At 71.8% G+C, this 21,170-nt stretch carries 21 protein-coding genes; 8 read left to right on the forward strand and 13 right to left on the reverse strand.

The window, feature by feature from the left end; translation table 11 throughout:
• Positions 1-149 precede the first annotated feature (149 nt).
• Positions 150-1,229, forward strand: a complete 1,080-nt coding sequence (gene sepH / locus GA0070561_RS04385; protein WP_091395250.1) for a septation protein SepH — start codon at positions 150-152, stop codon at positions 1,227-1,229.
• Positions 1,230-1,283: 54 nt separating this feature from the next.
• On the opposite strand, the gene GA0070561_RS04390 is transcribed toward sepH, so the two are convergent.
• Together GA0070561_RS04390 and GA0070561_RS04395 are read right to left on the reverse strand one after the other, a co-directional pair.
• The gene (locus tag GA0070561_RS04390; protein WP_091395253.1) at positions 1,284-2,114 is read right to left on the reverse strand and encodes an alpha/beta fold hydrolase; all 831 of its coding nucleotides are present in this window, start codon (positions 2,112-2,114) and stop codon (positions 1,284-1,286) included.
• Positions 2,115-2,129: 15 nt separating this feature from the next.
• On the reverse strand, positions 2,130-2,795 hold the full coding sequence (locus tag GA0070561_RS04395; RefSeq protein ID WP_091395256.1) for a DUF4097 family beta strand repeat-containing protein: 666 nt from the start codon (positions 2,793-2,795) through the stop codon (positions 2,130-2,132).
• A gap of 239 nt (positions 2,796-3,034) precedes the next feature.
• Between GA0070561_RS04395 and GA0070561_RS04400 the strand changes: the two genes are divergently transcribed.
• Positions 3,035-3,802, forward strand: a complete 768-nt coding sequence (locus tag GA0070561_RS04400; protein WP_091395259.1) for a helix-turn-helix domain-containing protein — start codon at positions 3,035-3,037, stop codon at positions 3,800-3,802.
• Here the strand turns inward: GA0070561_RS04400 and thpR are convergent.
• The 5 genes from thpR to GA0070561_RS04425 all read right to left on the reverse strand — a co-directional run bounded on the left by thpR (position 3,772) and on the right by GA0070561_RS04425 (position 8,370).
• Positions 3,772-4,353, reverse strand: coding sequence for an RNA 2',3'-cyclic phosphodiesterase (gene thpR, locus GA0070561_RS04405; protein WP_091395262.1), 582 nt, complete (start codon positions 4,351-4,353; stop codon positions 3,772-3,774). The genes GA0070561_RS04400 and thpR overlap by 31 nt on opposite strands.
• A 13-nt stretch (positions 4,354-4,366) precedes the next feature.
• Entirely contained in the window at positions 4,367-4,876 is a 510-nt protein-coding gene (locus GA0070561_RS04410) for a hypothetical protein (RefSeq protein WP_091395265.1), read from the reverse strand.
• A 95-nt stretch (positions 4,877-4,971) separates the two neighbouring features.
• A complete protein-coding gene (locus GA0070561_RS04415) occupies positions 4,972-6,255 on the reverse strand; it encodes an MFS transporter (protein ID WP_091395267.1) in 1,284 nt (427 codons plus the stop codon).
• 72 nt (positions 6,256-6,327) lie between these two features.
• A complete protein-coding gene (locus GA0070561_RS04420; protein WP_030486369.1) occupies positions 6,328-6,777 on the reverse strand; it encodes a MarR family winged helix-turn-helix transcriptional regulator in 450 nt (149 codons plus the stop codon).
• Positions 6,778-6,891: 114 nt separating this feature from the next.
• Positions 6,892-8,370 carry an NCS2 family permease gene (locus GA0070561_RS04425; protein WP_091395270.1) on the reverse strand — a complete coding sequence of 493 codons (1,479 nt, stop codon included), beginning with the start codon at positions 8,368-8,370 and terminating at the stop codon, positions 6,892-6,894.
• Positions 8,371-8,458: 88 nt separating this feature from the next.
• Here GA0070561_RS04425 and GA0070561_RS04430 point away from each other — a divergent pair, with 88 nt between their 5' ends.
• Complete coding sequence (locus tag GA0070561_RS04430; RefSeq protein WP_091395273.1) at positions 8,459-8,704, forward strand: DUF2530 domain-containing protein; 246 nt, start codon at positions 8,459-8,461, stop codon at positions 8,702-8,704.
• 33 nt (positions 8,705-8,737) lie between these two features.
• On the opposite strand, the gene GA0070561_RS04435 is transcribed toward GA0070561_RS04430, so the two are convergent.
• Positions 8,738-9,577: a DUF3027 domain-containing protein gene (locus GA0070561_RS04435; RefSeq protein WP_091395276.1), complete on the reverse strand. Its 840-nt coding sequence runs from the start codon at positions 9,575-9,577 to the stop codon at positions 8,738-8,740.
• Between the two features lie 88 nt (positions 9,578-9,665).
• Here GA0070561_RS04435 and GA0070561_RS04440 point away from each other — a divergent pair, with 88 nt between their 5' ends.
• Together GA0070561_RS04440 and GA0070561_RS04445 are read left to right on the forward strand one after the other, a co-directional pair.
• Positions 9,666-11,270, forward strand: coding sequence for an MFS transporter (locus GA0070561_RS04440; RefSeq protein WP_091395279.1), 1,605 nt, complete (start codon positions 9,666-9,668; stop codon positions 11,268-11,270).
• Positions 11,267-11,917: a futalosine hydrolase gene (locus GA0070561_RS04445; protein WP_091395282.1), complete on the forward strand. Its 651-nt coding sequence runs from the start codon at positions 11,267-11,269 to the stop codon at positions 11,915-11,917. The genes GA0070561_RS04440 and GA0070561_RS04445 overlap by 4 nt, the downstream gene beginning before the upstream one ends.
• Positions 11,918-11,961: 44 nt before the next feature.
• Here the strand turns inward: GA0070561_RS04445 and GA0070561_RS04450 are convergent, their stop codons facing one another.
• Positions 11,962-12,831, reverse strand: a complete 870-nt coding sequence (locus GA0070561_RS04450; RefSeq protein WP_244166057.1) for a helix-turn-helix domain-containing protein — start codon at positions 12,829-12,831, stop codon at positions 11,962-11,964.
• Between the two features lie 616 nt (positions 12,832-13,447).
• Between GA0070561_RS04450 and GA0070561_RS04455 the strand changes: the two genes are divergently transcribed.
• Positions 13,448-14,296: a 1,4-dihydroxy-6-naphtoate synthase gene (locus GA0070561_RS04455; RefSeq protein ID WP_091395285.1), complete on the forward strand. Its 849-nt coding sequence runs from the start codon at positions 13,448-13,450 to the stop codon at positions 14,294-14,296.
• Here the strand turns inward: GA0070561_RS04455 and GA0070561_RS04460 are convergent.
• Both GA0070561_RS04460 and GA0070561_RS04465 read right to left on the reverse strand, forming a co-directional pair.
• A complete protein-coding gene (locus GA0070561_RS04460; RefSeq protein WP_053658827.1) occupies positions 14,257-14,643 on the reverse strand; it encodes a cold-shock protein in 387 nt (128 codons plus the stop codon). The two genes, GA0070561_RS04455 and GA0070561_RS04460, sit on opposite strands and share 40 nt — an antisense overlap.
• Positions 14,644-14,670: 27 nt before the next feature.
• Positions 14,671-15,294, reverse strand: coding sequence for an HAD family hydrolase (locus tag GA0070561_RS04465; protein WP_091395288.1), 624 nt, complete (start codon positions 15,292-15,294; stop codon positions 14,671-14,673).
• Between the two features lie 83 nt (positions 15,295-15,377).
• Here GA0070561_RS04465 and GA0070561_RS04470 point away from each other — a divergent pair, with 83 nt between their 5' ends.
• Entirely contained in the window at positions 15,378-17,861 is a 2,484-nt protein-coding gene (locus GA0070561_RS04470; protein ID WP_091395291.1) for a helicase-associated domain-containing protein, read from the forward strand.
• A gap of 30 nt (positions 17,862-17,891) precedes the next feature.
• On the opposite strand, the gene GA0070561_RS04475 is transcribed toward GA0070561_RS04470, so the two are convergent.
• Positions 17,892-18,128, reverse strand: a complete 237-nt coding sequence (locus GA0070561_RS04475) for a hypothetical protein (RefSeq protein WP_091395293.1) — start codon at positions 18,126-18,128, stop codon at positions 17,892-17,894.
• A 97-nt stretch (positions 18,129-18,225) separates the two neighbouring features.
• Complete coding sequence (locus GA0070561_RS04480) at positions 18,226-19,104, reverse strand: L,D-transpeptidase family protein (RefSeq protein WP_091395296.1); 879 nt, start codon at positions 19,102-19,104, stop codon at positions 18,226-18,228.
• A gap of 172 nt (positions 19,105-19,276) precedes the next feature.
• Here GA0070561_RS04480 and GA0070561_RS04485 point away from each other — a divergent pair, with 172 nt between their 5' ends.
• Positions 19,277-20,956 (forward strand): DNA repair helicase XPB, encoded by a 1,680-nt coding sequence (locus GA0070561_RS04485; RefSeq protein ID WP_091395299.1) that lies wholly within the window; start codon positions 19,277-19,279, stop codon positions 20,954-20,956.
• Positions 20,957-21,170: the final 214 nt, after the last annotated feature.

Genomic DNA, 21,170 nt, shown 5'->3' on the forward strand with positions numbered 1-21,170 from the left:
GACACCGACCGTGATCATCGCCGCAGCTCAGTCACGACATGCGGGGTGTCGCTTCCCCCACCCCGAGGCAGATGCGCGTACGGTGGTCCGAGACGCCTGGGTGGCCGACTCGTGGCGTGCGGCCAGCGAAGCGGGACGGAGGCAACGCTATGCGCCCAGTACGCTTCGTCGCCCTCTCCGAGGACGGCCAGGCTCTGGTGCTCGCCGACGAGGTGGGGCGACTCCTCGCCCTCCCGATCGACGAACGCATTGCCGGCGTGATGCACCCCGAGCCGGGTGCCCCGCCGCTCGCGGTGGCACCGAGCACCGTCGATCCGATTCCCTCACTGTCTCCTCGGGACATCCAGGCCCGCATCCGCTCCGGTGAGTCCGCCGAGGATGTCGCCCGCATCGCCGGGGTGCCGGTCGACCGGGTGCTGCGCTATGCCGGCCCGGTGCTCCAGGAGCGGGCGATGCTCGCCCAGCACGCCCGCCGCACCCGCCTCAAGGGCGCGGAGAAGCCCACCCCGCTCGCCGAGGTGGTCAACGGCCGGCTGAGCCAGCACGGCATCGACACCGAGAAGATCTCCTGGGACGCCTACCGGCGCGACGACGGCACCTGGCGGATCATCGCCACCTGGCCGTCCGGCAAGGCCACCGCGCAGGCCATCTGGGACATGGACAAGGCCCGGCAGGTGGTCACGCCGCACGACGACATGGCGCAGTACCTGTGTGCCGAGCGGCCCACGCCGATCCTCGGCCAGGAGCCGGCACCGGAGCGGACGGGGCACGCCCTGCCCGGTCCGTCGCGTGGCGAGCCGAGCCGTGGCGGGCACGGGTTGCCTGCCGCATCCGAGCACCCGCGCCCCGGCCGCGATCCGATCCGGGCTGGCCGTGACGCGCTGCTCGCCTCACTGGACCGCCCGCTCGGCGGCTCGTCGGGCCGTGGCCTTGAGCCGCGCACCCCGGCTGCCCTGGCCGGGTCGGACGCTCCTCGGCAACGGCCCGTCGGCGGGGGTGCCGCCGCACTGCTCGGCGGCGGCCAGGGGTCGGCCTTCGACGACGACTCGGACGCGCCCAAGGAGGTGCCGGCCGTGCCGTCGTTGGCGGTGCTGCGGCCACGCCGGACGGCCGCCGCGGCGGCCGCCGGGGGCGAGTCCACCGACGCCAACGGCAAGCCACGCAAGCGGTTGCCGAGCTGGGACGACGTGCTCTTCGGCAGCGGCCCGGCCGCCCGCGAATCTTCCTGACGCTTCGCGTTGACGGGTGACAGTGCGTCACCCGTCAACTCGAGCGTGCGGACCTCACCGAATGTCTCCGGCCCCTTCGCGATGAGGGGCGGCGACCCCGCGTACGGCCTTGGCGACGGCGCGGAAGTCCTTCTTGAGGATCGCACCGTGGTTGCTGGCGACCTTCGCCTCGATGGTGATGTGCGGGTTGCGGGCGGTCACCGCGTCGAGGCTGGTGCGGATCTGCTCCTGTTCGTCCCCGCGACTGCCGAGGGACGTACCCGAGGCGACCACGTACCGCACCGGGACGTTGATGGCGTCCAGCACCGGGCCCAGTTCGCGCTCGCGGGAGAGTTCGCCGAGTTCGATGTTGCTGTCCGCCATCTGGTCGGCGTTCATCCGTGGGGTCAGGCCGGTGGGGCGGAGCAGCGGCATGAACAGGTTCATCCGTCGGAACATCTTGCGGATCCGCTGCGCCATGGCCTCGTCGAGCCAGTCGTGTGGGAACGCGCCGTCGACCAGGACCGCGCCCAGGGCACGCTCCGGGTTCCGGTTGGCCCAGTGCGCCCCGACCACCGCTCCGTAGGACCAGCCCACCAGCACCGCCCGGGCCACCCCCCGGGCGGCGAGAACGGCGTCGACGTCCCGGACGGCCGCTTCGAACGAGTAGTCGGCTGAGCGCTTCGACTTCCTGCCGCGAGCCCGCTCGTCGTAGGTGATGTGCCGGAATTCAGTGCCCAACTCGGCGATGACCCGCCGCCAGTAGCCCTGGGTGGCGAACTGGCCGTTGAGGTAGACCACCGGGATGCCGGGGCCGCCGGTGTCGGTGACGGCCAGGGCCGTGTCGTCGACCGGCACCATGCCGGTCCACGCCGAACTGGTCGAGGACATGCTGTTGTTCGTCATCGCGATCCGTCCTTTTCAGAGGCTGCGGGCGTTGATGTCGCCCTGCAGGGTGCTGGCGTGGATGTCGAGTTCGACGGTGCCGTCGTTCCTGAGGGCGTTGCTGACGCGGCCGTGGCCGGTGCCGGCGTCCAGGGCGGCCGAGACGCCGGCCGCCGCCGCGACCGAGATGTCGCCGGACTGGGTACGGAGGACGACAGTGCCGCGCATGGCCTCGGCGACAGTGATGTCACCCCGGGCGGTGCTGATCTCGGCGGGGCCGTTGAGCCGGCCGACCTCGACGTCGCCGTCGATCGCGGTGAGGCGGACACTCGCTGCCTCGTCAATCTTGATTTTCCGGTACGCCCCGTCGAAGGCGACGTCGCCGAGGCGGCCGACGCCCCGAAGCTCGGCGCTGGCGGCCCTGCCCTGGACGTGGGAGTCGGCGGGCACCCGGACGGTGACCTCCAGAGAGCCGGAAGGGCCGACGAGCTTGTTGATGGGAGGTGCGGTCGTGATGCGCAGGACGCCGTCGGCGTAGGAGACGGTGGTCTGCTCGGCGGCCCTCCTGTCGCTGCTCTTGGCGGGGTCGGCCGGGAGGACCTCGACGGTGGCGTCGGCGCGGTCCGCGGCGATGAGCTGGATGCGTCCGGCGGGGATGTCCAGGACGGTGGAGATGGGGGCGGGTGTGGCGAACGTCTGCATCGTGCTCTCCCAGGTCGGTGCTTGTTTCCGATACGGGAAACGCTACGTTGCTTTCCATCTTCTGCAACACCCATGTTGCAACTACACAGAGTTTTAGCTGTTCAGAGCGGAGAAATTGTTGCAACGACCCTGAATCTAATGCAACACGGCGGAGGGTTGCGTTGCATTGGCATGGGAGTTAACGCTATGGTGGTGGAGTCTGGGGCCACCGCCCTACGGGGACCACGAGGGAGATCGCGATGCCGGGAGGCAGGCTCACCCAGCAGGAACGCCAGCAGATCGCGCTGGGGCTGGCCGACAGCCTCCCCTACGCCGAGATCGCCCGACGCCTCGACCGTCCCACCTCGACGGTCACGCGCGAGGTGATGCGCAACGGCGGCCCCACCGGCTACCGCGCCGACCTGGCCCATCACGCGACCGAGCGCCGCGCCCACCGGCGCAGGCCCGCCCCTTCCCGAGGCGCCGAGGCGGCCCCCCGACCGGACGGACGCGACGCCCAGGCGGTGGCCGACTACGAGGAGGCGTTCACCACCGTCCTCATGTCCTCCGGTCTGAACAAGATGGGGGCCCGGGTGTTGACCAACCTGTTCCTCACCGACTCGGGCAGCCGCACCGCGTCTGAGCTCGCCGGGAGCCTCCAGGTCAGCCCGGCGTCCATCTCCAAGGCGATCACCTTCCTGGAGAGCCAGAGCCTCGTCCGCCGCGAACGCGACGAACGCCGTCGCGACCGCTACGTCGTCGACGACGAGCTCTTCTACCAGGCGACGATCGCCAGTGCTCGGGCCAACGACCATCTCGTCGCTATCGCACGCCAGGGTGTCGCTCTCCTCGGCGCGCACACCCCCACCGCCGCCCGACTGGAGAACATCGCCCGTTTCCTCGACTTCATCAGCGAGAGCATCACCCGCGCCGCCGAACAGGCCCGCGAGCTTCTCCGCAGCGGGCCTTCCACCGCGGCCAGCCACGTGCCGCCGGGTCACAGCGACCAGGCGGCGATCCGCTCGTAGCGCGGTCGGCCGCCGCCGAGGTGGCTGCGCACCAGCAGCAGCTCCGACGCCGGCCACGATGGCCCCTCGTACCCGTCCAGGCTGGCCCGGTCGGCCTCGACGTCGGCCGGGTCCATCCGGTCACCGGGCCGGGCGACGGTCAGGTGCGGCCGAAACGGCTTCTCGTCGCACAGCAGCCGGCCGTGGCTCAGCCGGGCCCGAATCAGCCCGGCCAGCACGTGCAACGCCTCGATCTCCCCGCGCAGGTCCACCCACAGCACTGTGGATCGGCCCCGGCCGAACCGGCCACCGCCGCCGAGACTCAACCGGGGGACGGCGTCCCGGCCGTCCCCGAACCGCTCGGCAGCCAGGCCGAGCGCACTCTCCACCTCGACCAGCCGGTCAGACTCGACGGCGCCGAGGAACGCCACAGTGAGGTGCAGGTCGGCCGGGTCGGCGAGCCGGACGTTGACGCCAGCGGCGGTCGCCGCCGCGACGCGCAGACGGGCAACCTGTACGCCAAGGTGATTGACCGCCTGGACGGACGGGCGGATCGCGACGAAGAGTCGCACAGCGTGCGGCCGCTCAGCGGTGCCGCTGCCGAAGCCCGGCCCGGGCCGCCGGAAGGGCCAGCCCGGCGGCGTGCAGCACGCCCTCCACCCGGACCCGCTCGATCTCCTGATCGACGCCCTCCAGCTCGGCGAGGTGTTCGGCGATGCCGAGGGCGCGGCAGGCGAGGCGAAGCCGGTCGTCGTACGCCTGGAGCAGCGCGCTGTGCCAGACCATCGATCGACCGCCGCCGCCGATCCGCTGACCGCCGAGGCGGCGCAGGTCGGCGGCGAGCTGCTCCAGTGGCCGCCGGTCGACGCGGTCGAACTCGCTGAGGTCGATGTCCCGGGTCAGCGCGTCGGCCTCAATGGCACGGTCGAGACGGGCGATCGTGCGCTTCTCCCGTCGGCGGTCGCGCCACTCGGACCAGCCGCAGACCACCCGGTCGACGATCTCGTCGTAGCAGAAGATCAGGGCGAATGCCGCCGGCAGCGTGGCCACGGCGAGGAACGCCAGGGCCAGCATCAGCGCGCGTCCGACTCCCACGTATCGACGCTAAGCCCCACCGTGCCACCCCGCCACCGGTTTCGCCGCATCCGCGCGATCCGCGCAACCGGACGCGGTCGGCGCCGGTGCAAACCTCAGCAGTCGGTGGAGGTGACGTAGAAACGGGGCATCGGTAGCACCCGGAAACGCAGCCGGGCACCGGAGTGGCGGAGCTGCCAGGTGAGGGCGACCACCGCGGCGGCCAGCGAGATGAGCCCGCCCATCCAGATGCTGGCACCGGCACCGTAGTGCTCCGCGACCCAGCCGATCAGCGGCGCGCCGACCGGGTTGGTGCCCAGGAACACCAGCACCCACAGGGCCATCACCCGTCCCCGGAAGGCCGCGTCGACGCCCATCTGGATCCGCTGGTTGGCGGCCTGGGCGAAGAAGACCATGCAGAAGCCGGTCGGCACCAGCAGCGCCACCACCAGCCAGTACGCCGTGGAGAGGCCGACCAGTGTGCCGAAGCTGGCGCAGGCAATCGCCGCGCCGAGCACCAGCCACACCGACGGGCGGCTACGGCGACCGGTGCCGCTGAGCGCGCCGCCGAGCGCGCCGACGGCCAGTGCCGTGCTGAACAGGCCGAAAGAGGCGGCACCGGTGTGGAAGACCGTCTTCGCCAACGCGGCCAGGGTGAGCTGGAAATTGAACAGCGACATGCCGATCACCGACATGATCGCCATCGGCAGCAGCAGGTCGGGGCGGCGCCACACGTACCGCAGCCCGTCGACGACCCGGGCGGACGCCCGCTCGTCGCGGGGCAGCAGGGCGTCGCGGTGCAGCTCGGTCGTCCGCATCCGGACCACGTTGACCAGGGGCGCGACCGAACTGAGGGCGGTGAAGAGGAAGACCGGGCCCACGTCGAACGCGGCGATGGCCAGGCCGGCGACGGCCGGGCCGACGATCCGGGCGGAGTTGAACACGGCGGCGTTCAGCGACAGCGCGTTGGGCAGCAGCGGCGTGCCGACCAGTTCGGAGACGAACGCCTGCCGGACCGGGGTCTCCACCGCGTTCGCCGTGCCGAGCAGGGCGGCGAAGGCGAAGACGTGCCAGAGCTGCACCAGGTCGGTGAGGACCAGCACCGCCATGCCGAGCGCCAGCAGGCTCCAGAAGGCGTTGGCGGCGAAGAGCAGCACCCGCTTGTCGTACCGGTCGGCGAGCCGGCCGGAGAGCAGGGTGAGCAGGAGCACCGGGGTGAACTGGCAGGCGGTGACCACGCCGAGCGCGGTCGCCGAGTTGTTGGAGAGCTCGAGGACGAGCCAGTCCTGGGCGATGAACATCATCCAGACGCCGATCAACTTGATCAGCTGCCCGGATGCGAAGAGGCGGTAGTTGCGGACCTGTAGGGACTGGAACATCGTGCTCAGCTTCGCCTGCACTCTTGGTGCGCCTCCTCCGGACGTACGCGTCATCGACACGTGACGGCACGGACCCGGTGGCGCGGGTACGGCTCAGGCGCGAGCGAGCTGCTGAAGAATCTCGGCGGCCCTCTGCAGGGTCTCCCGTTCGTCCTCGTCGAGTGCGGCCAGCCGGTGGGCCAGCCACTCGTCGCGGGCCCGCTCGAACTGGTCGAGCACGGCCTGCCCTCCTTCGGTCGCCGCGAGGATGACCTGCCGCCCGTCGGTCGGATGGGGTGTCCGCCGCACGAGGCCGCGGTCCTCCAACTTCCCGACGATCTTGGTCATCGTCGGCGGCTGCACCCGCTCCACGTCGGCCAGCTCCCGGGGCGTCATCGCGCCCGCCAGCCGCAGGCTGGTGAGCGCGGAGACCTGGGTGACCGTGAGGTCGCCGACCGGTCGGGCCTGTCGGACCCGCCGGTTGAGTCGGGTGATCGCATCACGCAGCTGGGGAGCCAGCTGCGCCGGTGGCACGCGTTCCGCCGTCACCGTCCGCTCCGTCACAGTAGTTAGCTTAACTAATGAGCCTGGCTAACGACATCCGTTATGACCAGGCTCACGAGGGGATTCAGATGGTACGGGCGGGGAATCCTGATCGACTCCCCGCCCGAACGTGCGTCAGAGCACCAGGGACTCGATCGGCCCACGCAGGAAGTACAGCACGAACAGCGCGGCCACCCCGTACAGCAACGGGTGGATCTCCCGGGCCTTGCCCCGTGCCAGCTTGACCACCACGAAGGTGATCAGACCGGCGCCGATCCCGTTGGAGATCGAGTAGGTGAACGGCATCAGCACGATGGTGAGGAACGCCGGAATGGCGATCTCGTAGTCGGACCAGTCGATCGTCCGCACCGCGGTCATCATCAGGAACCCGACCACCACCAGGGCCGTCGACGCCGCCTCGAACGGCACGATCACGACCAGCGGCGCCAGGAACATCGCGAGCAGGAAGAGCGCGCCGGTGACCAGGTTGGCCACGCCGGTCCGGGCACCCTCCGCGACACCGGCGGCGCTCTCGATGTACGACGTGTTGCTGGAGGTGCTGGCCGCACCGCCGGCCGCCGCCGCGATGGAGTCGACCAGCAGGATCTCCTTGGCCTTCGGCGGGGTGCCCTGCTCGTCGAGCAGGCCGCCCTCCTGGCCGACCGCGACCATCGTGCCCATGGTGTCGAAGAAGTCCGTGATCAACAGCGTGAAGATGAACATCAGCACGACCAGCCAACCGGCCCGGCCCCACGAGTCCAGCACGTTGAACTTGCCGAGCAGCGACAGGTCCGGCAGGTCGACCACCGACTTCGGCAGCTCCGGCACGTTCAGCGACCAGCCCTTCGGGTTGGGCTGACCGTTGACGAACGACGGGCCGATGTTGCCGATCGCCTCCACGATCACCGCCAGCACCGTCGAGGCGAGGATGCCGATCAGGATCGCGCCCTTCACCCGACGGACCACCAGCACCAGCGTGATCAGCAGGCCCACCACGAAGACCAGCATCGGCCAGCTCACCAGCTTGCCGCCGATGCCCAGGCCCACCGGAACGGTGGTGTTGGCATCGTCCGGGATGCGCCGGACGAAGCCGGCGTCCACCAGGCCGATGATGGTCAGGAACAGACCGATGCCGACACCGATCGCACTCTTCATCTGGGTCGGCACCGAGCGGAACACCGCGGTCCGCAGACCGGTCAGCACCAGCACCGCGATGATCACACCCTCGATCACCACCAGGCCCATCGCGTCGGCCCAGGTCATCTCGGGGGCGATCTCGTACGCCACCAGGGCGTTGACACCCAGACCGGCGGCGAGCGCCAGCGGGAACCGGCCGACCACACCCATCAGGATGGTCATCAGGCCGGCGACCAGCGCGGTCGCGGCAGCCAGCGCGGGAATCGGGAGGCTCTTGCCGTCACCGTCGACGGCGCCGCCCAGGATCAGCGGGTTGAGCACCACGATGTACGCCATCGTGAAGAAGGTCGCCAGGCCACCGCGTACCTCACGGCTCAACGTCGAGCCACGGGCGGAGATCTCGAAGAAACGGTCGAAACCGTTACGCGGATGAGCGGGGTTGGGAGGTGTGCCGTTCTCGGGCGGCGCTACGGCCATCAGGTCCTCGCAGGTGATCTTCCAGTTGTCGCGCGCATCGTCCCAGATCGTCGGTGGGCAGGGGAAGTAGATCCCGTACGCTTGCCGAATGCCGAACGAGCAGCCACCGCGGCCCGCACCACTGGATCCGCCGATGGTGCCGTTCGCCCTCGCCGGGTTGATCGCGTGGGCGGTGGCCGGGCTGGTCCTGCTGATCTTCTTCCGGGGCTGGCTGACCGACCACGGTCACCAGAACTGGCTCTGGACCTGCCTCGCCGGTTTCCTGTGGGGTTTCCCGGGGCTCGCCGTGATGATGCGGCACGACGCCAACAGACGCCGCCGCCGCGCGAGGTGAGCTGGCCGCACCGGAGCACTCCGGCGCGGACGATCAGGAGTGCCCGTACGGCTCCGCCGGCTCAGCCGCCTCCACCGAGCCCGGAGCCCGGCTGACCGACATGGCCTCCACCGCGCTGTCGTCGTACACCGTGGGCAACTCGTCGACAGCGGTCTCGGCCGCCTCGATCAACGTCTCGGAGTGCGCGCCGCACCCGTGATCGGCGCTCACCACCCGACCGTCGTCGGGGGCGTAGAAGTTGCCGCACGCCCCGAAGGCCTGCCGCATCGCACCGGCCAGCGGCAGGTAGAAGCCACAGGTGCCGCAGCGGGCGGCGGACGGTGCGGCGGTCGAGATGGCCGCGGCGGGGCCGTGGTCACCTTCGTACCAGCGCTGCGCCGTCTCGATGCGGCCCTCGCGGGAGAGCACCCGGGCGCGCCCGAGGCCCAGCTCCCACGCCGTCTCCTCGACCGCCGGGTCGTCGGAGAGCAGGTAACCGGGGACCAGTCGATCGTCGTCGGGCGAGGTCGGGAGCAGGTCACCCGGACCCAGGTCGCCCGGCTTGAGTCGCTCCTGCCAGGGCAGCCAACCGGGCGCGAGCAGCGCGTCCGGGCCGGGCAGCAACACCGTCTCGCAGATGGTCACCGTCTTGCTGCGCGGCACCCGGGTGACGGTGACCGCCCACCGCCAGCCGTTGTAGCCGGCGAGGCGACATTCGAAGTAGTGGGTGACCAGCCGATCACCCTCGGCCACGACCTGCAGGTGGTCGCCGACATCGTCGGCGTCCACCTCGGTGATGCCGGCGCGGGCCACCTCGACGGCGGCGGCGCAGACCTGGTCGAGACGGGCGGCACGGGTGGAGGCGGGCCTGGTCACCCGACCATTGTTCCCCATGCGCCTCGCAGGGGTGACAGGGACTCCCGGGGAACCTTTCCCAGCGGTGGTGCGGCGTACCCGGATCAGATGGGCGAGGATGGTGCACATGCCGTCGTACTCCCGCTCCGGGCGTTCCGTCCTCGGGCGGACCGTCGGCACCGGCATTCGCGCCGTCCGTCTGCTGTTGCGCGGTTCGGTGGGCAGCGGCCGCTGGGTGACCCGCCGGGCCGGGCGGGCCCGGGCCCGGGGTGCCGGCGGCGAGGTCGGCATGGTTCGCCTGTTCGACCTGCACGCGCTCTCCTGTGCCGGCGACACCCTGATCGCCATCGGTCTGGCCGGCACGATCTTCTTCAACGTGCCGCTCGGCGAGGCCCGCAGCAAGGTGGCGCTCTACCTGCTGGTGACCATGGTGCCGTTCGCGATGCTCGCCCCGGTGGTGGGCCCGCTGCTGGATCACTTCCGGCACGGCCGGCGGTACGCCCTGGCCGCGACGATGCTCGGCCGCGCCTTCCTGGCCTGGTTGATCTCCGACTACATCCACGGCTTCGGGCTCTACCCGGCCGCGTTCGGGGTGCTCGCGCTCTCCCGGGCGTACGGCGTGGCCCGCTCCGCGGCGGTGCCCCGGTTGCTGCCGGAAGGGCTCGGGCTGTCCCAGGTGGGTGCCCGGGCCAGCGTCTACGGCACGGTCGCGGGTGCGCTGGTGGCCCCGATCGGGTTGGCCGCGTTCTGGTTCGGGCCGCAGTGGCCGCTGAGGGTCGCGTCGTTGATCTTCCTGATCGGCATGGTGATCTCGTTGCGGCTGCCGCCGAAGGCCGACTCGGAGCCACCGGAGCGGGTCCCCCGGCCACTACGCGCGCTGGGCCGCCGCCGCGGCGACCGACCGCTGGGCCGGGGCCGACCGGCCGGCAGGCTGGTGATCGCCACCCTGATCGGCGCGGCGACGCTACGCGCGCTCTACGGCTTCCTGCTGCTCTTCCTCGCCTTCGCGATCAAGAAGGGCGACCTGACCACAGTGGTGTTCGGTCGGGATCTGGGTGCCGAGTGGGCGTTGGGCGTGGTCGGCGGCGCGCTCGCGGTCGGCACCTTCCTGGCGACCGCCATCGGCACCCGACTGCGCATCCACCGACCGACCGCCATCCAGTCCAGCAGCATGATCATCGTGGCCGGGGTGGCGGTGCTCGCCGTCATCCAATTCTCGCTGCTGATGGTCGCCCTGCTCTGCCTGGTCGCCGCGCTGGCCAGTGGGATAGCGAAGCTGGCGGTGGACGCCTCGATCCAGGAACGCATCCCGGAACGGTTGCGGGCCAGCTCCTTCGCCCACTCCGAGACTGTGCTGATGCTCGCCTTCGTCGCCGGCGGCGGCCTCGGGCTGGTGCCGTTCGACGGTCGGATGGGCATCGCCGTGGCCGCCGGAGTCGGCGTACTCGCCGCGATCCGGGGTGTGCTGGCCGCCGCCCGGCTGCGCGGCGAGAAGCTGGCCGGCCGACCGCTCGGTGACGACGAGTTGACCGAGGACGAGCCGGCGGACGAGCAGCCCGGGGACCCCACACCAACCTCACCGGCGCCGGCGCAGACCAGCTCACCGCAGTACGACGACCCGAGCCCAGCCCCGCCGGGCTACCACATCTACCGCCCGTCGTCGGCCGTTGGCGGCCCGGGTGGCGCGGTCGACGACGAAACCCGCCGCGAGTCCCCCGGCTCACTCTCGTGACCGGTCTGCTGGTGGTGACGGCGGTCCCAGCCGAGGCGGACGCGGTCCGCGCCGGGCTGACCGACCCCACCGTGACCGTCACCCCGATCGGTGTGGGTCCGGCCGTCGCCGGTGCCGCCACCGCCCGGCTGCTGGCGCTGGCCGAGGCCGCCGGCCGCCCGTACCGTGCGGTCGTCAGCGCCGGCGTGGCCGGCGGCTTCACCGGGCGGGCCGAGGTCGGCGACACGGTCCTCGGCACCGCCAGTATCGCCGCCGACCTGGGCGCAGAGTCGCCCGACGGCTTCATCCCGGTCGACGAGCTGGGCATGCCGTCCGCGCTGCTCGGCGCGGGCAGCAGGGTGCCGGCGGACCCGGGCCTGCTGGCGGCACTGCGAGCCGCCCTCCCGACGGCCACGGCCGGCCCGGTGCTCACGGTCAGCACCGTCACCGGCACCACGGCCAGCACTGACGAGCTGCGCCGGAGGCATCCGGAAGCGGTCGCCGAAGCCATGGAGGGGTACGGCGTGGCGGTCGCCGCGGCGCAGGCCGGGGTGCCCTTCGCCGAACTGCGCACCATCTCCAACCCGATCGGGCCCCGCGACCGGGACGCCTGGCGGCTGCGCGAAGCCCTGGCCGCCCTGACCGCAGCAGCCCCGGCGCTGCGCTGACCCGGCACTGCGCTGGCCCGGCACTGCGCTGGCCCGGACGATGTTCAGGAAAACCAGCGCTTGCCCGGGTGGCCCAGGCGCAGTGCGGCTGGGCGGGGTGCCTCGATCTCGAAGCTGCACGCCAGCAGCAGGTCGGTGCCGGATCCCTCGGCGATAGCGACCGCGTCGTCGATACCCTCCTCGCGCATCGCGGTCACCAGCGCGGTGACCAGCCGACGCCCGAGCCCCAACCGCCGGTACCGGGCGTCGACAAGCACGCCGTCGAGCACCATCTCCCGCTCCGGCATGCCCGGATGCCACTCCCCGAACTCCAGGAACGGGCTCCGCTCATGGGCCCGCAGCTCACCGACAAGCGTGCCGTCGGGAAGCTCGGCGACGTATCGCCAGCAGGTGACCGGCAGGTCGCTACTGATCACCCGGCGCACCCGCGCGGTCCGCCGGACCTCGTCAGCCCACCGCCGGTTGTCGCGATAGCGCCGGTTCAGCTCGTACGCGGCCGGTGGCAGCGGGAGCGGATACCGCTCGGGCGGCAACCGGTACCACTCCGCCCACCAGGCACCGGGCCAGTCCCGAGGCTCGTGGACCGGCCAGACGTCCAGGTGAGCCGGGTATCGGCGGCCCGCCTCGTCCCGCATGTCGTCATGCGGGACCGGCGTGGGCTCGGCGAGGCCGGAGATGGATGGCGGGACGCCAACGGCCAACGTCCCACCCGCCGCCTGGACGAGGCGTTCCACTGTCCGGAATCGGGGATCGGCCGACCGCCCCGACTCGATCCGGGCCAGCGTCGGCTGCGGCACCCCGGATTTCTCGGCCAACTGCCGCTGACTCAGATCGGCCCGCCGACGCAACGCGCGGAGCGCCTGCCCGAGATCGGCTCCGCCGGCCTCGTCGGTGTGGTCACTCACCTCGGTCACAGGCCGATGTTCCCGGCTGGTCAGCGAGCTATCAACACCCTGCACCGAGCTGTGGATAACGCTGTGGACAACCCCGCCCACCGGTGGATGACCTAACTCCCGCGACCCCCTTTGGAGCTGACTCGTTTGCGGCATCACCACCCTCTCGGGCCCCCGGGCAAGATCCCCCGGCCCCGGCCCCGGCCCTGGGTCTGGGTCTGGGTCTGGGTCTGGGTCTGGGTCTGGGTCTGGGTCTGGGTCTGGGTGCCCCTGGGTCTGGGTCTGGGTGCCCCTGGGTCTGGGCCTGGGCCTTTGCCGGGGTTCCTAGTCTGCGAGCTCGCACCGTTGGCCCGAGCTCCGGACCACGGTCACCGACTCCGGGCGATTCGTTTACGACATCAGCTCCAAAGGGAGACTGGGGTGGGTGCCCGACCCTGCTGGGCCGGTCGATTCCACGCGTTGTTCCACCCGGCGGCGTCCGCCGCAGTTCGCGCCGCCGCCACGCTCCGACGCAGACCACAGCTGCAGATCACAGCCTGCAGATCACAGCCCCGGATCACAGCTGCGCATCACGGTTCCGGATCACAGTCGTGGGGTGGGCGCGGGCCCGGGCTGAGGGCGGGGCTACGGTGAGGGTGTGGCGCTCTCCCTGGCGATCTCGCCCTGCCCCAACGACACGTTCGTCTTCCACGCCCTGGTGCACGGGCGGGTGCCCGGCGCGCCGCCGGTCGAGGTGACGTACGCCGACGTGGACGTCACCAACACGGCGGCCGAGCGGGGCGCGTTCGACCTGGTGAAGGTGAGCTTCGCGGCGCTGCCCTGGCTGCTCGACGACTACCACCTGCTGCCCTGCGGCGGCGCCCTCGGTCGCGGTTGCGGTCCGCTGGTGCTCACCAGGGGCGACCGTGACGGCGGGCCGGACCGCACCGACCTGACCGGTGCCACGGTGGCGGTGCCGGGCGACCGGACGACCGCGTACCTGCTGTTCCGGCTCTGGTCGGCCGGGCGACCGCCGGCCCGGATCGAGGTGGTTCCGTTCCACGAGATCATGCCGGGCGTGGCGGCTGGGCGCTACGACGCTGGGCTGGTCATCCACGAGGCACGGTTCACCTACCACCGGCACGGTCTGAGCGCCCTGGTCGACCTGGGCGAATGGTGGGAGGCCGACACCGGCCTGCCCATCCCCCTCGGCGCGATCCTGGCCCGACGCGGGGCGGTCGACCCGGAGGCCGCGGCCAGCTGGGTCCGCGAGTCGGTCCGGCAGGCCTGGGCGGACCCGGCGGCCAGCCGGGAGTACGTGCTGGCGCACGCCCAGGAGATGGAGCTCGACGTGGTCGACCGGCACATCGGCCTCTACGTCAACGAGTTCACCGCGGACCTGGGCGAGGCCGGTTTCGCCGCGGTGGCGGCACTGCTCGACCGGGCCGCCACCGCCGGCCTGGTGCCTCAGACCTCCAGCTCGCGGGCCACCGCGTGGACCAGCTGAGCGATCTTCTGCGCGGCTTTCTTGTCCGGGTACCGACCCCGGCGCAGGTCCGGCTGGACCTTCGCCTCCAGCACCTTGATCATGTCTTCGACCAGGCCGTGCAGCTCCTCGGCCGGCCGACGGCGCAGCTCTGCCATCGACGGCGGCGCGTCCAGCAGCTTGACCCCCATGGCCTGCGAGCCCCGACGGCTGTCCACCACGCTGAAGTCGACCCGCTGGCCACCCTTGAGGTCGGTGACACCCGCCGGCAGCGCCCCCTTGGGCAGGAACACGTCGCCGCCCTCGTCACTCGTGACGAAGCCGTATCCCTTGGCCGTGTCGTACCACTTCACTCGACCCGTAGGCACCTGAAAACCCCTGCTTCACTTGAGCCGCTACTGCTCCAAGGCTAGCTGGATCATCCCGTCGAGCGCCGCTGGGAATTCAGTGAGCTCGTCCAGCACCACTTCCGCGCCAGCCGCGCGCAGCTCGTCGGAGGAGCAGGGGCCGGTTGCCACACCGATGCCGGGCACCCCGGCCGCTGCCGCCGCCACCATGTCCGCGACATGGTCACCGACGTAGTGGGTCGCGCCGTGCTCCCGCAGAGCGGTCGCCTTCTGCTCGGCGAACAGGTCGCCGGCCAACTCGTCGACAGTGAGACCGAGGTGGTCCAGGTGCAACCGGGCCAGCCGGCCGATCTTGGACGTGACGACCAGCACCCGGCCACCCCGCGCACGGATCGCGTCGATGGCCTCCCGCGCGCCGGGCAGCAGGAGCGTCGGGGTGATCGCGTACGCCGGGTAGAGCTCGCGATACACCCGCACGGCCGACTCGACCTGCTCCGGCGGGAACCAGTGCGCGATCTCGGTACGCAGCGGCGGCCCGAGCCGGGACACCGCCAGTTCGGCGTCGACCGGCACACCGGTCCTCGCGGTCAGCGCCCGGTACGCCGCGGCGATGCCGGGGCGGGAGTCCACCAGGGTCATGTCGAGGTCGAATCCGACGGTCAGTGCGGGCATGTCGAGAAACGTACCGGCTACTCCCAGTCGACCGGACGTCCGAGGGGCGGGGAAGCCCGGTGCCGGGCTAGCGTGGAAAGACGATGACCACCTCACTCGCCGACCACCTGCGGTCGCTGCCCGACGAGTCACTGGCCGCGCTCCTCCAGCTGCGGCCCGACCTCGTCGTGCCCGTGCCAGCCGACGTCTCCGCCCTGGCCATCCGGGCCCAGTCCCGGGTCTCGGTGGCCCGCGCGCTGGACGGTCTGGACCAGTTCACCCTCCAGATCCTCGACGCCGCCCGTCTCACCCGGAATCCGGACGACGGCACCACGGCCACCGACACCGTGCTCGCGATGGCGACCGCCGGGCCGCAACCGCCGGCTCCGACGGCCGTCCGGGCCGCCGTGGGCCGACTGCGTGCGCTCTTCCTGCTGTACGGCCCGGAGCACGCGCTCCAGGTGCTGCCCGCCGTCGACGAGGTCTCCCCGTACCCCGCTGGGCTCGGCCGACCGGCCGCGGAGCTGGACCCGCGCACGGCGGCGCTCTGCGCGGACCCGGCGAAGCTCCGACGGACGGTGCTCGCCGCCCCACCCTCGGCCCGGGCGATCCTGGACCGGTTGGCGGCCGGCCCGCCGGTGGGCAGCGTGCCGCCGGGGGCGTTGCAGGCGCCGCCGCTCGGCGCGGCGGACCCGGTCCTCTCCGACCCGACCAACGGTGGCGCACCGACCGGCTCCCCGGTGCGGTGGCTCGTCGACAACCGACTGCTGGTCCCGGTGACGACCGGCTCGTCCACGGCCAGCGGAACGGTGGAGTTGCCCCGCGAGGTCGGCCTGTTGCTGCGCCGCGACACCGGCCCGCTCGGGCCGCTGCGTACCAGCCCACCGCCGGTGGCCGCCGCGCCGCGCGAGCCGAAGGCGGTCGACTCGGCCGGGGCCGGGCAGACCATGGAGGTGGTCCGACACACCGAAGGGCTGCTGGAGCAGCTCGCCGACGAGCCCGCGCCGGTGCTGCGTTCGGGTGGCATCGGTGTACGGGACCTGCGCCGGTTGGCGCGTACCGCCGGGCTGGACGAACCGACCACCGCGCTGCTGCTGGAGGTGGCGTACGCGGCGGGGCTCCTCGGTGAGCTGGAGATGCCCGGCACGACCACCGGTCGGTACGGGGCGGATCAGCAGGTGCTGCCGACCGGCGGGTACGAGGTGTGGCGGGCCGCCTCGCTGGCCCAACGATGGGAGCAGCTCGCCCGAGCGTGGCTGACCATGACCCGGCAGGTGGGGCTGGTGGGCCGCCGTGACGACCGGGACCGGCCGATCACCGCGCTCTCCGCCGAGGCCGAGCGGGCCAGCGTGCCGGCCACCCGACGGGCGGTGCTCGGCGTACTCGCCGATCTGGAGCCGGCGACGGCTCCCACCCCGGAGGAGGTGCAGGAGCTGCTGGACTGGCGGGCACCGCGTCGCAGCCGGGGCCGGGACGCCGCCCACCGGGAGGTGCTGGCCGAGGCCGCACAGCTGGGCGTGACGGGGCTGGGGGCGCTCACCTCGTACAGTCGGCTGCTGCTGGGGGACCTGACGTCGACCGACGAGCGGGGTGACGACCCGCTGGGCGTGCACGCCGACGTCGAGAGCGGCGACCCGTCCAGTGCCGCGCGGGCGCTGGACGCCCTGCTGCCCGCACCGGTCGACCACTTCCTGGTGCAGGCCGACCTGACCGTGGTGGTGCCCGGCCCACCCGAGCCGGCGCTCGCCGTCGAGTTGGAGGCGATGACCGAGCTGGAGTCGGCCGGCGGGGCCAGCGTGCACCGGGTCACCACGGCGAGCGTGCGGCGGGCCCTGGATTCCGGCTACACGGCCGACGACCTGCATGACGTGTTCCGGCGCCGGTCGCGTACCCCGGTGCCGCAGGGGCTCACCTACCTGATCGACGACGTGGCCCGTAAGCACGGCGGGCTGCGGGTCGGCCTGGCCGGGGCGTACCTGCGCAGCGACGACGAGACGCTGATCAGCGAGGTGCTGGCCGACCGGCGGCTGGAGTCGTTGGCGCTGCGCCGGCTCGCGCCGACGGTGCTGTGTACGCAGTACCAGGTTGGTCGGCTGCTTGGTGCGCTGCGCGACGCGGGGTACGCCCCGGTGCAGGAGGACGGCACCGGCAGCACGGTGCTGGCCCGGCCACGAATCCGACGGGCCCCGCCCCGGGTGTCGGTGACCACCCGGACGATCGACCCGCTGGCCGCCCCGAAGCTGCCCATGCCCCGGCTGCTCGGCGTGGTGGAGCACATCCGGCGAGGCGACGCGGCGGCGCGGGCCGCCCGACGGGCGCCGGCGGTGGTGCGCGGCGGTGCGCCCGGGCTGGGCGGCGGCCCGGTGCCGGCGCACACCCACAGCGAGGCCCTGGCGGTGCTCCAGCAGGCGGTCCGGGACAAGGCGCTGGTCTGGGTGGGTTACGTCGACGCGCACGGGGCGACGGCGTCACGCCTGCTCAAGCCGGTCTCGATCGGTGCCGGCTACCTGCGGGCCGAGGACGAACGGACCGAGATGCTGCACACGTTCGCGCTGCACCGGATCACCGCGGCGGTGGTGGCGGACTGACCGAAGGCGCCACCGCGCGGGCGCCGTCGGTCAGCGGCGGCTGCGGCGTACGGTGCCGACCACCGAGATGATCAGCAGCAGCGCGAAGCCGGCGCCGGCGGATTCTCCGACCGAATCGACGAAGCCCTGCTGGAGCACCAGCCAGCCGAAGAGGAACCACCCGAGGAGGAGGGTCGCCGCGACGGCGTACGCGATCACCGTCGCTCGGGACACCTCGTCGGGTGGTGCGTGCTCGTGCTCCGCGATCACGTCACGGTCGACCGTCATCCCCAGCCTCCCCGCCCGGTCCGGTCCTGGACTCCAAGGGTGACACTCGAAAGTCTGGTCGGACAGGGGGTTATCGCCGCGATTCGCTCCGTGTCACTCAGGTGCCGGGGCGCCGGCCGATCAGCACCACCCGGGTGCCGACCTTGCCGAGCTCCCACATCCGGACGGCGTCAGCGTGCAGCAGGTTGACGCACCCGTGCGAGCCGATCGACTTGTCGTGCAGGTAGGTGGTGGTCTCGTGGAAGCCCATCCCCTGGGTGAAGTGCTGCCAGTACGGCAGCCACACCTCGTACGGGTTGGACCACTCCTTGGGGTTGCGGTAGTTGACGGCGTACGTGCCGGCCGGGGTGCGGTAGCCGGACATGCCGGTGCGGGTCACCGTCGGTGCCATGATCACCTTGCCGCCGCGGAGCGCCCAGACGGTCTGCCGGGTCAGGTCCACGCAGAACGTGGTGCCGGTGCCGGCCTTGCAGCGGGTCGTGTCGGTGGTGGCGAGGCGCTGGGCCACGTCGAGGGTGGTTGGTCCGGCGCGACCCTCGACGGGGCGAATGCCGTACCTCTTCTGGAACTTCTTGATCGCCGCGCAGTCGGCGGCAGACTGCCGACCGTCCACGGTCACCGCCCCGAACCCGCCCAACCGGGCCAGGTGGGTCTCCACCGCTCGCTGGTGCTGCCCCTGGGGGCAGCCGGCGATGGTCGGCGTACCGGCGCCGGGGGTTTTCGTGGGTGCCGGCCGGGTCGGCTTCGGCGTGGGTTTCCGGGAGGGTTTCGGGGTGGGCGTGGCCGGGGTGGGCCGGCCGTGCTGGTCGGGCCCGGGTGTGTCGCCCGCCCCCGTTGCGTGTTCCGCCGCACCGGCTGGGGCGGCTCCCCCGCCACCACTCCCGCCGGACTGCGGATCGAACGCGCACGCTCCCGCGCCGACCAGCACGACCACCACGAGGGCAACCAGCCGGGAAGTGTTCCGGACATGCTTCATGGGCCCTCCCCAGACAGTCGTCCCTTTACTAGACGTTCGTGAGTGCCGTCACGGTTGCGCCCGGTGAGCATCTTTCTTCCGCCGTCCCGCACCGTGCAACACTGGATGGTCGGCCAGCAGCGGGTATGCGACCCGTTTCGGCCGGTCGGCCAACCGAGGAGAGGACGCTGGCGTGAGCGGTGGACCACTGATCGTGCAGTCGGACAAGACCCTGCTGCTGGAGATCGACCACCCCGACGCGCAGGCCTGCCGAATGGCGATCGCGCCGTTCGCGGAGCTGGAACGCTCGCCGGAGCACGTGCACACCTACCGGCTGACCCCGTTGGGTCTGTGGAACGCCCGCGCGGCGGGGCACGACGCCGAGGGTGTCGTGGATTCGCTGCTCAAGTACTCCCGCTACCCGGTGCCGCACGCGCTGCTGGTGGACGTGGCCGAGACGATGGACCGGTACGGCCGGCTCCAGCTCGCCAACGACCCGGCGTACGGGCTGGTGCTGCGCGCACTGGACCGGCTGGTGCTGATCGAGGTGGCCAAGAGCAAGAAGCTCGCCGGGATGCTCGGCGACAAGATCGACGACGACACCATCCGGGTGCACCCGTCCGAGCGTGGCCGGCTCAAGCAGGCACTGCTCAAGCTGGGCTGGCCGGCGGAGGACCTGGCCGGTTACGTCGACGGCGAGGCGCACCCGATCGAGCTGGCCGAGGCCGGCAAGGACGGGCGCAAGCCGTGGACGCTGCGCTCGTACCAGCGGGAGGCCGTCGAGGCGTTCTGGGCCGGTGGGTCGGGGGTGGTGGTGCTGCCCTGCGGCGCCGGCAAGACCCTGGTCGGCGCGGCGGCGATGGCCGAGGCGAAGGCGACCACCCTGATCCTGGTCACCAACACGGTCGCCGGCCGGCAGTGGAAGCGGGAGCTGATCGCCCGCACCTCGCTGACCGAGGAGGAGATCGGCGAGTACTCCGGCGAGCGCAAGGAGATCCGCCCGGTCACCATCGCCACGTACCAGGTGCTCACCTCGCGGCGCGGCGGCGCGTTCACCCACCTGGACCTCTTCGGGGCCCGCGACTGGGGCCTGGTCGTCTACGACGAGGTGCACCTGCTGCCCGCGCCGATCTTCCGGTTCACCGCGGACCTCCAGGCCCGCCGCCGGCTGGGCCTCACTGCGACTCTGGTACGCGAGGACGGCCGCGAGGGTGACGTGTTCAGCCTGATCGGGCCCAAGCGGTACGACGCGCCGTGGAAGGACATCGAGTCGCAGGGCTGGATCGCACCGGCCGAGTGCACCGAGGTCCGGGTGACGCTGACCGACGCGGAGCGGATGTCGTACGCGACGGCGGAGGCGGAGGAGCGCTACCGGATGGCGGCGACCGCCCGCACCAAGCTGCCGGTGGTCAAGGCGCTGGTCGACCGGCACCCGGACGACCAGGTGCTGGTGATCGGCGCGTACATCGACCAGCTGCACCAGCTCGGCGAGTACCTCGACGCGCCGATCATCCAGGGCTCGACCACGAACAAGGAGCGGGAGCGGCTGTTCGACGCGTTCCGGTCCGGTGAGTTGCGCACCCTGGTCATCTCGAAGGTCGGCAACTTCTCGATCGACCTGCCCGAGGCGGCGGTGGCGATCCAGGTGTCCGGGACGTTCGGGTCACGCCAGGAGGAGGCGCAGCGGCTCGGTCGGGTGCTCCGGCCGAAGGCCGACGGCCGGCAGGCGCACTTCTACACTGTGGTGTCCCGGGACACGATCGACACGGAGTACGCGGCACACCGGCAGCGCTTCCTCGCCGAGCAGGGCTACGCGTACACGATCGTCGACGCCGACGACGTCCTCGGCCCGAAGCTACCGACCGTCGACTGACCCGCGCGGCCTTGATCAACTCGCTTTCCGGCCTTGATCGACTCGGTTTTCAGGAAGTCGCGGTGTCCGGGGCGCTCCGATGCCCCGGTTTCCTGAAACCCGAGTCGATCAGTGGGTTGGGCGCGGGCGCGGGGCAGGGACGAGGTGTCTCTCGCGCTCGCTATGGAGCTGATGCCGTAGACGAATCGCCCGTCCGGCGTGGACGGCGACCACG

This window comes from Micromonospora saelicesensis, assembly GCF_900091575.1.
GTDB lineage: Bacteria > Actinomycetota > Actinomycetes > Mycobacteriales > Micromonosporaceae > Micromonospora > Micromonospora saelicesensis.